General features: G+C 69.1%; 13 protein-coding genes and 1 pseudogene. 8 read left to right on the forward strand and 6 right to left on the reverse strand.

The features are described from left to right. Positions 1-35: 35 nt before the first annotated feature. Positions 36-272 (forward strand): hypothetical protein, encoded by a 237-nt coding sequence (locus ASE83_RS08695; RefSeq protein ID WP_055788289.1) that lies wholly within the window; start codon positions 36-38, stop codon positions 270-272. A 66-nt stretch (positions 273-338) separates the two neighbouring features. After that, positions 339-1,088 (forward strand): Coq4 family protein, encoded by a 750-nt coding sequence (locus tag ASE83_RS08700; RefSeq protein WP_055788293.1) that lies wholly within the window; start codon positions 339-341, stop codon positions 1,086-1,088. A gap of 278 nt (positions 1,089-1,366) precedes the next feature. Here ASE83_RS08700 and ASE83_RS08705 read toward each other — a convergent pair whose 3' ends face one another. After that, positions 1,367-1,708, reverse strand: a complete 342-nt coding sequence (locus ASE83_RS08705) for a hypothetical protein (RefSeq protein ID WP_055788296.1) — start codon at positions 1,706-1,708, stop codon at positions 1,367-1,369. A gap of 127 nt (positions 1,709-1,835) precedes the next feature. Between ASE83_RS08705 and recF the strand changes: the two genes are divergently transcribed. Next, a complete protein-coding gene (gene recF / locus ASE83_RS08710) occupies positions 1,836-2,909 on the forward strand; it encodes a DNA replication/repair protein RecF (RefSeq protein WP_055788300.1) in 1,074 nt (357 codons plus the stop codon). Here the strand turns inward: recF and ASE83_RS08715 are convergent. After that, positions 2,895-3,299, reverse strand: a complete 405-nt coding sequence (locus tag ASE83_RS08715) for a response regulator (RefSeq protein ID WP_055788302.1) — start codon at positions 3,297-3,299, stop codon at positions 2,895-2,897. The two genes, recF and ASE83_RS08715, sit on opposite strands and share 15 nt — an antisense overlap. Then, positions 3,292-4,413, reverse strand: coding sequence for a histidine kinase dimerization/phosphoacceptor domain -containing protein (locus ASE83_RS08720; protein WP_162236628.1), 1,122 nt, complete (start codon positions 4,411-4,413; stop codon positions 3,292-3,294). The genes ASE83_RS08715 and ASE83_RS08720 overlap by 8 nt, the downstream gene beginning before the upstream one ends. 263 nt (positions 4,414-4,676) lie before the next feature. On the opposite strand from ASE83_RS08720, the gene ASE83_RS08725 reads away from it, so the two are divergent. Further along, entirely contained in the window at positions 4,677-6,152 is a 1,476-nt protein-coding gene (locus tag ASE83_RS08725) for a DEAD/DEAH box helicase (protein WP_055788308.1), read from the forward strand. A gap of 174 nt (positions 6,153-6,326) precedes the next feature. On the opposite strand, the gene ASE83_RS08730 is transcribed toward ASE83_RS08725, so the two are convergent. Both ASE83_RS08730 and ASE83_RS08735 read right to left on the reverse strand, forming a co-directional pair. Further along, positions 6,327-8,819 carry an ABC transporter permease gene (locus ASE83_RS08730; RefSeq protein WP_055788310.1) on the reverse strand — a complete coding sequence of 831 codons (2,493 nt, stop codon included), beginning with the start codon at positions 8,817-8,819 and terminating at the stop codon, positions 6,327-6,329. A gap of 151 nt (positions 8,820-8,970) precedes the next feature. Continuing rightward, complete coding sequence (locus ASE83_RS08735; RefSeq protein WP_055789209.1) at positions 8,971-9,645, reverse strand: ABC transporter ATP-binding protein; 675 nt, start codon at positions 9,643-9,645, stop codon at positions 8,971-8,973. Between the two features lie 35 nt (positions 9,646-9,680). Here ASE83_RS08735 and ASE83_RS08740 point away from each other — a divergent pair, with 35 nt between their 5' ends. Together ASE83_RS08740 and ASE83_RS08745 are read left to right on the forward strand one after the other, a co-directional pair. Further along, positions 9,681-10,412 carry an arylesterase gene (locus ASE83_RS08740; RefSeq protein ID WP_055788313.1) on the forward strand — a complete coding sequence of 244 codons (732 nt, stop codon included), beginning with the start codon at positions 9,681-9,683 and terminating at the stop codon, positions 10,410-10,412. A 268-nt stretch (positions 10,413-10,680) separates the two neighbouring features. After that, positions 10,681-11,109, forward strand: coding sequence for a hypothetical protein (locus ASE83_RS08745; protein ID WP_156352934.1), 429 nt, complete (start codon positions 10,681-10,683; stop codon positions 11,107-11,109). A gap of 116 nt (positions 11,110-11,225) precedes the next feature. Here the strand turns inward: ASE83_RS08745 and ASE83_RS08750 are convergent, their stop codons facing one another. Continuing rightward, positions 11,226-12,407 carry a M24 family metallopeptidase gene (locus ASE83_RS08750; RefSeq protein ID WP_055788319.1) on the reverse strand — a complete coding sequence of 394 codons (1,182 nt, stop codon included), beginning with the start codon at positions 12,405-12,407 and terminating at the stop codon, positions 11,226-11,228. Positions 12,408-12,904: 497 nt separating this feature from the next. Between ASE83_RS08750 and ASE83_RS19105 the strand changes: the two are divergent. Then, positions 12,905-13,012, forward strand: a pseudogene (locus tag ASE83_RS19105) (glycoside hydrolase family 125 protein); the annotation flags it as partial. 196 nt (positions 13,013-13,208) lie between these two features. After that, positions 13,209-14,363: a glycoside hydrolase family 125 protein gene (locus ASE83_RS08755; RefSeq protein ID WP_443024312.1), complete on the forward strand. Its 1,155-nt coding sequence runs from the start codon at positions 13,209-13,211 to the stop codon at positions 14,361-14,363.

Below are 14,363 nucleotides of genomic sequence, written 5' to 3' on the forward strand. Positions count from 1 at the left end.
CTATCCATGGATTGAAACCGTCGAGGAGACGGGAAATGGCACCTTTGGTCTATGTCATGGCGATCCTGGGTTGCGGCGACGACGGCGCGACCTGCACGCGCGAACGCGTCGCCCCGGCCAGCTATGCGTCGGTCGCGGAATGCCAGGCGGCGATGCCCGCCATCCTCGCCGGCAATACCGACCTGTACTATCCCGTCATCAGCGCGTCCTGCGAACGCGGCGGACAGTTCGTCGTCGACAACGCCAGGCAGCCGACGACCAAGGCAGGCTGATCCTCCCGAGCTTGACGATCATCAGTCGCCGATCTACTTACATCATTGTAAGTAGTGGGGGCGGCGATGGCCACGCAGGGAATCGACACGATACAACCATTGCGGCGCGACTGGCGTACGGCGTGGAAGGCGCTTAAGCGCCTGCTCGCCGATGGCAACGACACGGTGCAGGTGTTCCGCATCATGCGCGCGCTCAACGCCGATACCAGCCATCGCAACTATGCCCGATTGCTGCGCGAGCCGAACGGCGGGCGGATCGCATACGACCATGTCGAACTGGCGCGGCGCTTTTCCGACCGCGCCTGGGTCGATGCCCTGCCCGACGGCAGCGTCGGCGCGCAGTATCGGGCGTTTCTCGACCGCACCGGCTTTTCGGCGCAGGGGCTGGCCGACATCAGCCATGCCGATGGCGAAGGATGGCAGGATGTCGCCCATCCCGTCGCATGGTTCGGCCGGCGGGAGCGCGACGTCCACGACATCTGGCACATCCTGACCGGCTATACCGCCGAGGAGCATCTGGGCGAGGCGTGCCTCGTCGCCTTCTCCTATGCCCAGACCGGCGGCCTCGGCTGGGCGGCGATCGGGCTGGGCGCGGCGCTCAAGTCGCTGCGGATCACCGGCGAGCGGGCATTCGCGAACGCGGTGTGGGAAGGGTATCGCCATGGGCGGCAGGCCAAGTGGCTGCACGCCGAGGATTATGAGGCGCTGCTGGCCGAACCGCTCGATGCGGCACGGCGGCGGCTGAAGATCGCGGAGCCGGTGGCCTATCATGCGGCGCAGGTGCGATTGCGCGAACAGGGGCTGGCGGGAATTTGAGGGTGACCGGACCCGCTGACGTCACCCCAGCGCAGGCTGGGGTCTCCTTGTTATAGCGTCGGACGAGAGCCGAACGAGACCCCAGCCTGCGCTGGGATGACGTGTCCGGCTAAGGGGGCTTTGGGGGGGACGGTCCTCGTCGCGATGATATTCCGCGGCTTACCCCAACAATATATGGTCACCCCAGACTTGATCCGGGGTCCCGCTTCTTCTTTCTCCCCGACCTCACGGAAAGCGTCACCCCGGAACAAGGCCGGGATGATGTGGGAGATTACGCCCTACTTCGCCAGTGCCGCGCTCGCCTGCGCCTCGCCACGATCGCGCACCGCCTTCGCCTGCGCCTCGGCCTGTTTCTCGACCAGTTTCGCCTCGTCGCGGATCGCGTCGGCGCGAACCTTCAGCCGTTCGGCGTCATAGCCGCCGGCCTGTCCGGCCTGGTTGACCAGCCCTTCCGCCTCGACCTTCATCTGCGCGGTCTGGTTGTCGGCGGCGGCCTCGATCGCATCCGCTTCCGCATCGGCCTGATCGCGCAGCTGATCCGCGCGCTGCTGCTCGGGGCTTTGCGCGCCACAGGCAGTGAGCGCGAAGGCAGCAGCGGCCATCAGGACGAAACGGGGCATTGGCGGTTCCTGTCGTAAGTCGAACCTTCCCAATCCGCGAAGTGCCGGAAAGTTGCGTTTGTATAACAAACCGGCGGCGCCCCAAGGGTTTCGCGCGGTCGCGCACGCCGCTAACGGTCGTCGGCAGATGCTGACCCGCCTGACCCTGACCGATTTTCGCAACCATGCGGGCGGCACCATCGAACCGGGTGCGGGCTTCGTCGTGCTGAGCGGTCCCAATGGCGCGGGCAAGACCAATGTTTTGGAGGCGGTGTCGCTGCTGGCGCCCGGCCGGGGGCTGCGCCGCGCGCCCCTGTCGGACATGGCGCGCGAGGGCGGGCCGGGTGGGTTCGGCGTCGCCGCCGACCTTGCGGGCGAGGTGCGGATCGGGACGGGGACGCAGGCCGGCGCACCCGAACGCCGCATCGTGCGGATCAACGGCGCGGGCGCGGCGGCGACGGCGCTGGCCGAATGGCTGTCGGTATTGTGGCTGACCCCGGCGATGGACCGGCTGTTCGTCGAACCGGCGGGCGAGCGGCGGCGCTTCCTCGACCGGATGACGCTGGCGCTGAACCCGGCCCATGCGACGCAGGCGACGCGCTACGACGCGGCGATGCGCCAGCGCAACCGGTTGCTGGCGGAGGAGGCGATGCCCGATCCCGACTGGCTGTCGGCGCTGGAGGGACGGATGGTCGAACACGGGCTGGCGCTGGGCACGGCGCGGGCCGAGTGCGTCGCGATGCTGGAGGAACGGATCGCCGCGCTGCCGACGACCGACTTTCCCCGCGCCGCCCTGTCGCTGGAGGGGTGGCATGGCGACGCGGCGCTGTTCGCGCGGGAACTGGCGGCGGGGCGCGCGCGGGATGCGGCGGCGGGGCGGGCGCTCAGCGGTCCGCACCGCGTCGACCTGATCGTCACCGATCGCGACCGGGGCATGGCGGCGGCGCGCTGTTCGACCGGTGAGCAGAAGGCGCTGTTGCTGGGGCTGGTGCTGGCCCATGCCGAACTGGTGGCGGAGCGTGCCGGGCGACGACCGATCCTGTTGCTCGACGAGGTGGCGGCGCATCTCGATCCCGCCCGGCGCGCGGCGCTGTTCGCGCGGGCGGCGGGGGCGGGGCAGGTGTGGCTTACGGGCACCGAGGCGGGACTGTTCAGCGACATCCCGGGCGATGCCACCCGCTATCACGTCGCGGACGGACGGATCGACTCAGTAGAAGCGTAGCCCTGTGGGTGCTGCGTCCGCCTCGTTGCCGCGCAATCGGGCCAGCGCCGCGTCGATCGCCCGGCCGAGCGCGGCGGTGTGGAACGGTTTGGCGACGCAGCCGAGGATCAGCGGGTGATCGGCGGAATCGGGGCAATTGCCGCTGAGGAACAGGCACGGCACGCCGCGTGTCGCCAGCGCCATCGCCACGCCGCGCCCGCAATCGCCATGCGCCAGCCGCACGTCGCACAGCGCCAGATCGGGACGGTCGCTGTCGGCCAGCGCCAGCGCGTCGGCCTGCGTATCGGCGATGCCGGTGACGACATGGCCGTGCAGGATCAGCGCGTCCTCCACCAGCATCGCCACCAGCGCCTCGTCCTCGACCAGCAGGATGCGCAGCGCCTCACCCATCGAACGATCCGGCGATGGTGATCGTCAGCGCTGTGTCCCCGTCGCGCAGCACCTCGGCACGCAACTGCCGGGCGAGGCCGCGCACCAGCCGGCCATCGTCCAATGCGGGGTGCGGCTGTCCCATCGCCGTGCCGGTCAGCGTCAGGCGCAGGCCGTCGGGCGCGGCGTCGATCGCGACCCCGGTCAGGGCATCGGGATCGGGAGCGACCAGGGCGTGGGTCAGCAGCGCGATCGCCGCCGCCTGTTCGATCGGCAGCACCGGCGTACCGCTGACCGCCATGGCAACCGGTTCGTCGTCGCTGCGTTGCGCGGTCGATTCGATCAGCGCGGCGATGTCGATCCGGCTCGGCCGGTCTGTTTCATAGAGCGGGCGGTGCGCGGCGGCCAGCACCTCCAGCCGCGCGGCGGCGGCGGCGAGCGCGGCGCGGCCGCCCGCGTCGGTCGTATCCGCCGCGCCCAGCCGGACGACGGCGACGGCGGTCTGCAGCGCGTTGCGGACGCGGTGGTTGAGTTCGGCGAGCAACCGTTCGCGTGATTTGATCCCCTCGCGCAGCTCCGCCTCGATCCGCAGCCGGTGCTTGGCGAGCGCGACATAGTGGCAGACGGTGCGGATGAAGGCGAGTTCGTCGGCGTCGAACCGGTCGGACCAGCGCCGCCCGAAGCTGAGCGTGCCGAGCAGCGTCGATCCGTGCATCAACGGCGTGCAGACATAGGCGTCGACGCCGAGGGCACGGACGAACTGCGCCATCGGGTCGTTCGACGTCTGCACGCCGAACGCCGCGATCGACCGCCGGTCGCGCGCGACGCAGCCGCACACCGCCTGGCCGATCGCCAGCCGTTCGAACGACGCGACCTCCGCCGCCGTCAGCCCGCCGTGGGTTTCCAGCACCAGCCCCTCACCGTCGAGGCGGTAGTTGAAGAAGACGTCGAGCCGCAATTCCTTGGAAATCAATGCGAAGAGTTCATCGACCATCCGCGCCGGGTCCTCGGCGGCAAGCAGCCGGTCGGCCGCCTCGCCCAGCAGATAGAGCTGGCGTCGGGGGAGGCCGTCGACCGCGGGGTCGGCGGACGATGCGTCGCCAGGGGGCGCGCCAGCCGGGGCTAGGTCGGTCATCGCCATGGTCTACGGCGTTACCGTTAATGTTTCCATAGCTTAACCTTCATCGCCTTTGGCAAGGCTTGACGATCGGCGCCTTTTCACCTATTTGCCGCAGTGCAGCGACGCTTTTCAGGCAGCGTGATCGGACCATGATGGTCTCGGCTCCGCGTCGCAGCTCCAACCGGCTTCCCTAGTCACGCGGGTCGCAATTTTTTGCCCCGCCATCCGTGCGCCCATGTGAGCGCCTACGGATGCCGGACCTGTTTATAGGAACTATCATGTCCTTCCAGTCGCTCGGCCTGTCGAAGTCGATCCTCGACGCGCTCGCCGCCAAGAATTACGAAACCCCGACCCCGATCCAGCGCGACGCCATCCCGCTGGTCCTCGAAGGGCGCGACCTGCTGGGCATCGCCCAGACCGGCACCGGCAAGACCGCCGCGTTCGTCCTCCCCTCGATCGACCTGCTGGTGAAGGCCAATGTCCGCCGCCGCCCGATGCGCTGCCGGATGCTGGTGCTCGCACCCACGCGCGAACTGGTCAGCCAAATCGCCGACAATGCCCGCGCCTATGCCAAGCACAGCAAGCTGACCGTCGCCACCGTGTTCGGCGGCGTGCCGGTGCCGCGCAACATCCGCGACGTGGCTGCAGGCGTCGACATCCTCGTCGCGACGCCGGGTCGTCTGCTCGACCTGATCGACCAGAAGTGCCTGGGGCTGGGCGAACTGGAAATCCTCGTCCTCGACGAAGCCGACCAGATGCTCGATCTGGGCTTCATCCACGCGCTGCGCCGCATCGTGTCGATGGTCCCGAAGTCGCGCCAGACGCTGTTCTTCTCGGCCACCATGCCCAAGGACATTCGCGAGCTGGCCGACAAGTATCTGACCGATCCGGCGACCGTGCAGGTCACGCCGGTGTCGTCGACCGCCGAGCGTGTCGAACAGTACGTCACCTTCGTCCAGCAGGCGGAGAAGCAGACGCTGCTGACGATGTTCTTCCGCAATACCAAGATCGACCGCGCTTTGGTGTTCACCCGCACCAAGCATGGCGCCGACCGCGTCGTGAAGCTGCTGGCGGCCAACGGCATCGCGTCGAACGCGATCCATGGTAACAAATCGCAACCACAGCGTGAAAAGGCGCTGGCCGCATTCCGCGAAGGCACGGTGCCGATCCTGGTCGCGACCGACATCGCCGCGCGCGGCATCGACGTGTCGGGGGTCAGCCATGTGGTGAACTTCGAACTGCCCAACGTGTCCGAGCAATATGTCCACCGCATCGGCCGCACCGCGCGCGCGGGTGCGTCGGGCGTGGCGTTCAGCTTCTGCGCCGATGACGAGCGGCCGTTCCTGAAGGGGATCGAGCGGCTGACCAAGCAGAAGATCGACGTCGTGCCGCTGCCGGCCGACTTCGTCGAGCAGGGCGCCAAGATCAAGGCGAGCCGCGCGCCCTATGCGCCGGATCGTCCCGAGCGCCTGCCCAGCGAGCGCGGTCCGGCGCGGCCGCGCGCGACCCATGCCCATGGTGCCAAGCCGGCGCATGGTCGCGGCGGTCCGGTCGGCAACCCGACGCGCGCTGGTCAGCCGCAGCGGGGCGAAGGCCAGGGCGGCGGCGGTCGTCCGCAGCGTGAGGCGGGTGCCGGTGGCGGCGGTCGCCTGGGTGGCGCTGGCCGTCCGGCGGGTGGTAGCGGCGGCGGTGGTCGCGGTCGCGGCGGCCGGGGTCGCGGTGGTGGCGGCGGCGCTCCGCGCGCTTCGGTGTAACGATAGGCCCCGGCAGGTAACTGCCGGGGTTTTTTCTATCAATCCTCCCCGGCACGGGGAGGGGGACCGCCGCGAAGCGGTGGTGGAGGGGGGTGTCCAACTTCACGACGGTTGCGTCTGTGGCGATCCCCCTCCACCAGCTGCGCTGGTCCCCCTCCCCGTGCCGGGGAGGATCTACAGTTCCCTGAGCGCCCGAGCCGGCCGCGCACCCAATATCGGCAACGCCCCCAACAACCCGATCCCCACCGTAACCCCGACGCCCACCGCCAGCGTCGCGACGATCGCGCCATAATCGGGCAGCCAGTCGAACGCGAACAGCTCGACCACCACATACCAGCCCCCGGCGATCCCGATCGCCGCCGCCAGCGCCGCGAGGATGACCGCGAGCAGCAGATATTCCAGCGCCTGTGCCGCCAGTATCTGTCCGCGCGTCGCGCCCAGCGTCTTGAGGATCACGCTGTCATAGGTCCGCGTTTCGCGCGCCGCCGCGATCGCGCCGACCAGCACGGCGATGCCGGCAAGGATCGCGATCCCCGCCGCCGCAGCGATCGCGGTCGCCATCTGCGACACGATGGTGCGGACCTGCCCGATCACCTCGCGCACCTCGACCACCGAGGTCGAGGGAAAGGCGGCCGACAGCGCACGGACGACGGCGCGTTCGCGCCCCGGCGGCATGGTGATCGTCGCCGCCAGATTGTGCGGCACGTCGGACAGGGCGTCGGGGCTGAACACCATCACGAAATTGAACCCCATCGTGTCCCATTCGATCTTGCGGAATGACGCGATGCGGGCGGTGCGTTCCTGCCCGGCGACGCTGATCGTCAGCGGATCGCCGAGCTTCAGGTTCAGCGCCTGTGCCATCCGTTCGTCGACCGACACCAGCGGCGGGCCGGCATAGTTCGCTGGCCACCATCTGCCCGCGACCAGCTCGCTGCCCGGCGGCAGGTCGGCGGCGAAGGTCAGGCCGCGTTCGCCGCGCAGCGCCCATGCGCCTTCGGGAATCGTCTTCAGGTCGGCGACGCGGGTGGTGCCATAGGCGGTGATCGTGCCGCGCATCAGCGGGACGGTCTGCACCTCCGCGCCGGGCTGGATCGCGGCGATCGTGTCGCGGAACGCGGCTTCGCGGGGCGGCGGCACGTCGAGCGCGAACAGCGCGGGCGCGCGCGCCGGCACGGTCCGGGCGATATTGGCGTCGAGGCTGGTGCGGATCGCCGCCAGCAGCACGAACAGGGTCAGGCCCAATCCCAGCGCGACGACCAGCGCGCCGGTCCGCGCGCCGGGGCGGTGGAGCGCGGCCACCGCCAGCCGCCACAAGGGCCTGCGCGAACGCGGCAGGCGCGCGGCCAGCCAGCGGATCAGCCAGCCCAGCGCCGACAACAGCAGCAGCAGACCGCCCGCCGCGCCAAGGAACGCTGCGCCGAACCACGGCCGTTCGCTGGTCAGCAGCACCAGCGCGACGATCCCGGCAAAGGCCGCCCCCATCCATGCCGCCGCCTTCCACCGGGGCGCCGAACGCCCGTCATGCACCCCGCGCAGCAACCCGGCGGCCGGCACCGCCCCCGCCGCCAGCAGGGGTGGCGCGGCAAAGGCCAGCGCGATCAGCAAGCCATAGGCGGCGGCCTGCAAGAGCGGCAGCGGATGGATCGCAAAGGCAGGTGCCACCGGCAAAACATCGCCCGCCAGCGCCACGATCAGCGGCACGGCGGCGATGCCGATCGCGAGGCCCACGGCAATGCCGATGGCCGACACGACCACGATCTGCAACAGATAGACCCGTGCGATCAGCCCGGAGGTCGCGCCAAGCACCTTCAGCGTAGCGATGCTGGAACGGCGGGTGGCGAGATAGCTCGACACGCCGTTGCCGACCCCGATGCCGGCGATGACCAGCGCGGTCAGGCCCACCAGCACCAGAAACTCGCCCATTCGCGTCAGGAAGCGCTCGGCCCCCGGCGACGCACGGTCGCGGGTGCGCGTGTCCCACCCCTGCGCGGGATAGCGGTCGGTGAACGCCTTGATCGCTACTGCCGGGTCGTAGCGGCTGGCGATGCGGTATTTGCTCTCGTACAGGCTGCCCGGTGCGATCAGATTGGTGCGTCGCAGCCCGTCGAGCGACACCAGCGCCACCGCGCCCAGCGTGAAGCCTTCGCTCAGCCGGTCGGGTTCGTCGGCGATGATCCCGGCGACGGTGAAGCGCGCGGTGCCATAGCGCACCTGTCCGCCGACGCGCAGCTTCAGCCGTTCGACCAGTGCCGGCCCGACATAGGTTTCGGTCGGCGACAGCGGCCGGGCGGTGCCGGTTTGCAGGGTGAGCGTGCCGTAGAGCGGATAGGGTGCGTCGACCGCCTTCAGCTCGATCGGGGCGGTCTGTCTGTCGAGACTGGCGGCCATCGACTGCATCCGAAGCGTTTCGGATACCCGGCCCAGCCGCGCCATCGCCCGGCGCTCGGCCGGATCGGCGGTCCGTTGCGATACGGAGAGTTCGAGATCGCCCCCGAGCAGGCTCTGCCCCCGCGCCGCCAGTTCGCCGGTGATCGACCGGGTAAGGCTGCCGATCGCCGCCAGCGCCCCGACGCCGAGGATCAGGCAGACCAGCAGCAGTCGCAGCCCCCGGAAGCGCGCGTCGAGTTCGCGGCGGGCGAAGGTCCACGCCAGACGCCACTCGGTCATCGGGCACCCTCGGGCAAGTGCCGCTTCGCGACATCGGGCGTACCCCTGCGCAGGCGGGGGTCCATAGCCGCGGAGAACAGCCGGTCGCGTTTGCCGCCCTTGACCCCCGCCTGCGCGGAGGTACGGCACAATGGCATCGGCAGCGCCATCCTCATCGCGCGCTGTCCCGTGCGATGCGCCCATCGGCCAGTTCGACCACCCGGTCGCAGCGTTCGGCCAGCGCCGGATCATGGGTGATGACCAGCAACGTCGCCTGCGTCGCGGCGCGGCGTTCGAACAGCAGGTCCATGACCGCATGGCCGGTCGCGCGGTCGAGATTGCCGGTCGGTTCGTCGGCGAAGACGAGGGCGGGCCGCCCGGCCAGCGCGCGGGCGATGGCGACGCGCTGCTGCTCGCCACCCGACAATTGCGTGGGATAATGGTGGAGCCGGTGGGCAAGGCCGACCGATGCCAGTTCCGCTTCCGCACGGGCGAAGGCGTCATGCTCCCCCGCCAGCTCCATCGGCACCGCGACATTTTCCAGTGCGGTCATCGTGGGGAGCAGGTGGAACGCCTGCAACACGATGCCGATCCGCCCCCGCCGGGCGCGGGCCAGATCGTCCTCGCCCATCGCACCGAAATCGGCCCCGGCGACATGGACCTGCCCCCCGCTGGCGCGTTCGAGGCCGGACAGGACGGCCATCAGCGACGACTTGCCCGATCCCGATGCGCCCAGCAGCGCGACGCTGGTCCCGGCGGGGACGGCCAGGTCGATGCCGTGCAGGATGCGGGTTGCGGCGTCGCCGGTGCCCAGCGTCAGGGTGACACCGCGCGCGTCGATGACCATATCGTTCGAAACCGAGAGCATGGAGTTTTTCGCCAGTGACGAAGCAGGGACCCACATATGCGGGCGCGATCGCGCTTCTCCAAGGTGCGTTGCTGCTGTCGGGCTGCGGCGGGCCGGATTTATCCGAAGCGAACGACGTGGCCCCGGTGAACGTCGCTGCCGCCGCGACGCCGACCTCGGCCGGGTCGCGGACGCCGGTGGCGGGGCCGGAGCGGCTGGTGGTGGCGTTCGGTGACAGCCTCTATGCCGGCTATGGTCTGGCGCGGGGCGACAGCCTGCCCGACGACCTGCAGGATGCGCTGCGGGCCGATGGCATCAACGCGCGGGTGGTGAATGCCGGGATTTCGGGCGACACCAGCGCGGCGGGGCGGCAGCGGCTGGCCTTCACCCTCGACAAGCTCGACCGCAAGCCCGACCTCGTCCTGCTGGGGCTGGGCGGCAACGACCTGCTGCGCCAGATCCCGCCGGCGGAGACGCGGGCGAACTTCGTCGCGATGCTGGACGAACTGCAACGGCGCGGCATCCCGGTGGTGCTGACCGGCATGATGGTCCCGCCGAACCTCGGGCCGGACTATGCCGCCGCGTTCAATCGCATCTGGCCCGACATGGCAAAGCGCTACGACGCGACGCTGGACCCGTTTATCCTGGCGGGCGTGATCGGCAACCGGCAGTTGATGCTGCCGGACGGCATCCACCCGAATGCGCAGGGGGTGGATCGGATCGTGGCAAGGCTGGGGACGGTGGTGGCCCAGCGGCTGCGGGGGTAGGGGGGCAGTACTTTCCCGTTTCCCCGTCGAAATCGGCAGTTTCGGGAATTGTGAATCGGGAACAGGTTTCGGGAAGCGGGAACCCGCCGACGCAGGTCCGTATGATCGGCACGGTTGCATTCTCGTCACTGGTTCGTTTGCGGGAAAACCGGGATCAACGCTGTCGGCTCGAAGCCGACCTGCGCCTTGCATAAATGATGGTGATATCGGGCAAGGTGCCATTCAGGTTTGGCGTTGTCATGATCGTGGACCACTCAGGGAGGCCATCATGCCGGTTGGAACCAGTTTCATTATGACAGTGATGGCGCTCGCCGCGCAGGGATCGCATGAGTCAGAACGAATGACACTGTTGCAGATCAGTCTTGCTATTCCGGAGACAGGGGCAGCCGAGTACGAGAAGGCGATGGAGGAGGAGACGGCGAAGATAACCTCCTGTGCAGACGGGCTCAAGTTTATCGACGGGCTGAAAGCGCGGGTACGGCACGGGTCGCTTAGCTTTACCGTCAAGACTGACGTGGCGATCGCAACGCTTCCGGTGCCCTTAAGCAGAGCCTTGCTGGCGCGCCCAATCGGCAAGGCAACCCCCGTCTTCGGCGGCGGTGAAGCGTTCCGCGTGCTAGTCCGGTGTGAACCGACTTTTGTGGCCCCCCGGCCAGCACCGTCATCGCGAGATGGTTCCGCCGTTGCGACGAGCTGAATCTAACAATCATTGCCATCGGTCTTGACACAGACGCTATCAATGCGCCGCTTTCAGTCGAGTTTTGGGAAGCCTCAAGCATTCCCATTTCTCGATCCTTTGCGGGAAAGCCGCGCCTACCCGAACGGCCGGTCGATCGACGGCTGCGGCTCCGTGAACCATGCCGCGCCGTCGTCGGTGACGTGGAAATGATCCTCCAGCCGGATGCCGAAACGGTTGGGGATGACGATCATCGGTTCGTTGGAAAAGCACATGCCGGGCCTGAGCGGGGTCTTGTCGCCGCGCACGAGATAGGCGGGTTCGTGGATCGACAGGCCGATGCCGTGGCCGGTGCGGTGCGGCAGGCCGGGGAGGCGATAGTCGGGGCCTAATCCTTCGCGGACCAGCACGGCGCGGGCGGCGGCGTCGACCTGTTCGCAGGGGATGCCGGGGGCGGCGGCGGCGAAGGCGGCGGCCTGCGCGGCGTGTTCGATGTCCCAGATCGCGCGGACCTCGTCCTCGACCGGGCCGAAGGCATAGGTGCGGGTGATGTCGCTGTGATAGCCCTCCACCCGGCAACCCGTGTCGATCAGCACCAGCTCGCCCTCGGCCAGCGCGCGGTCGCCGGGCAGGCCGTGGGGAAAGGCGGTGGCCCGGCCGAACTGGACGATGCAGAAGAACGATCCGCCGCCGCCGATGGCGCGGTGGGCGTCGTCGATGAAGCGGACGACCTCGCTGGCGAGGATGCCGGGGCGTAAGGTTCGGGCGGCGGCGGCCTGGACGTGGAGCGTCATGTCCTTCGCCTGTTGCAGCAGCGCCAGCTCGGCGGGCGATTTGACCATGCGACAGCCGTCGATGGCGGGGGCACCGTCGGTGAGCGTCAGGCCATGGCGTGCGAGCTTCCGGCCCCAGGCGAAGGGAAGCAGCGGGTCGATGGCCAGCGTCGCCCCGGCGGGCAGGGCATCGGCGACCAGTGCGGTCGGGTCCTCGTCCTCCTCCCACAGCAGCAGCTCGGCGGGGATGGTCAGGTCCGCCTCCAGCGTGCCGCGCTCGAACGCCGGGCAGATGATGCGTGGGCTGCCGGTCAGGGGCAGGAGGAGCGCCACCATCCGCTCGCTCGCGCCCCACGGCACGCCGGTGAAATATTGGAGCGAGGCACCGGTATGGACCAGCAGCGCCTGCGCGCCGGCGGCTTCGGTCAGGGCACGGGCGCGTTCGATCCGGGCGCTGCGTTCGGCGGGGGTGATCGCCGGGGCAGGGGTGGCCCAGGGGGTGATCGCCGCCAGCTGTTGCGCCGCGTTCGATCCGCCAATGGTCATGTCCGTCTCCGCCTGAAGCCGCCCGGGCGAATGGGCACGAGGTTGATCGCCGACCCCAGCCTAGCGAGGATCGGCGCGACCGTCAGCCCCGGATGCGGATGATCGATGGCGGGCAAGATCGACCGGGGCAGGTGGCATCGGCCATTGCCAGACGGTGTGCCGCTGACCTAGCGGGGGACGACACCAACGGAGACCGCCCGATGCCGACCGACCGCCGCACGTTGATGACGCAGGGTGCCTTGTTGGGCGCGGGGCTGGCGGTGGGCGGTGTCGCGCCGCTGGCGATGGCGCAGGGGAAGGGGGCGGCGTATCCGAGCAAGCGTCCCGCCCCCGCCGATCGCCGCTTCGTGAGCCAGGCGGTCGAGCAGGAAATCGCGCGGGTCGGGCGGATGATCGCCGATCCCGAACTCGCCTGGCTGTTCGCCAACGCCTATCCCAACACGCTCGACACCACGGTCAGGATGGGNGTCGAGCAGGAAATCGCGCGGGTCGGGCGGATGATCGCCGATCCCGAACTCGCCTGGCTGTTCGCCAACGCCTATCCCAACACGCTCGACACCACGGTCAGGATGGGGACGGTCGGGGGCAAGCCCGACAGCTTCGTCATCACCGGCGACATTCCGTGCCTGTGGCTGCGCGATTCGGCGGCGCAGGTGAAGTCGTACCTGCATCTGGCGAAACAGGACGCGAAGCTGCGCGAGCTGTTCCGCGGCCTGATCGCGCGCCACGCCCGCTCGGTGCTGATCGATCCTGCATCTGGCGAAACAGGACGCGAAGCTGCGCGAGCTGTTCCGCGGCCTGATCGCGCGCCACGCCCGCTCGGTGCTGATCGATCCCTACGCCAACGCCTTCATGGAGGACCCGACCGCGAAGACCAGTCTCGACTGGGCGAAGACGGACGAGACCGGGATGAAGCCCGGCGTCGCCGAGCGGAAGTGGGAGATCGATTCGCTATGCTATTCGATGCGGTTGTCGCACGGCTACTGGACCGCGACGCGCGATGCCGCGCCGTTCGATGCGACCTGGGCAGCGGCGATGCGCGCGATCATCCGCACCTTCCGCGAACAGCAGCGTAAGCAAGGCCCCGGCCCCTACAAGTTCCAGCGCGCCAGCCGCCAGCCGACCGAGACGCTGCTGGCGGGATATGGCGCGCCGACGCGCAAGGTCGGCATGATCCATTCGGGCTTCCGTCCGTCGGACGATGCCTGCCAATATCCGCTGTTCGTGCCGGCCAACCTGTTCGCGGTGACGACATTGCGCGAAATCATGATCCATTCGGGCTTCCGTCCGTCGGACGATGCCTGCCAATATCCGCTGTTCGTGCCGGCCAACCTGTTCGCGGTGACGACATTGCGCGAAATGGCGCAGGTCGCGAACGCCGCGCGCCAGGACACGGCGCTGGCCAATGACGCGACCGCGCTGGCGAACGAGGTCGCCGCCGCCGTGGCGCAGCATGGCACGATGAAGCTCGCCGATGGCAGCGAGGTCTGGGCGTACGAGGTCGACGGCTTTGGCAATGCGATCTTCATGGACGATGCCAACGTGCCCTCGCTCTCCAGCCTCGCCTGGCTCGGCTGCGTGGCCCCCGGCGATGCGCGGTGGCAGCGGACGGCGAGGGCGGCGTGGAGCGAGGCGAACCCGTGGTTCTTCAAGGGGAAGGCGGGCGAGGGCATCGGCGGCCCGCACCAGGGGATGGACTATATCTGGCCGATGTCGCTGATCGTGCGCGGCCTCACCGCCACCGACGATGCGACGATCCTAAAGTGCCTCGCGACGCTGAAGCGCACCCATGCCGGCACCGGCTTCATCCACGAGGCGTTCGAGAAGGACGATCCGGCCAGGTTCACCCGCGACTGGTTCGCCTGGGCCAACGGCCTGTTCGGCGAGTTCATCCTCCACCTCGCCGCCACCCGCCCGAAACTCCTCCAAGCACCGCTGGACCGCGTGGCGCTCTGA

Source organism: Sphingomonas sp. Leaf32 (genome assembly GCF_001421765.1).
Classification (GTDB): Bacteria; Pseudomonadota; Alphaproteobacteria; order Sphingomonadales; family Sphingomonadaceae; genus Sphingomonas.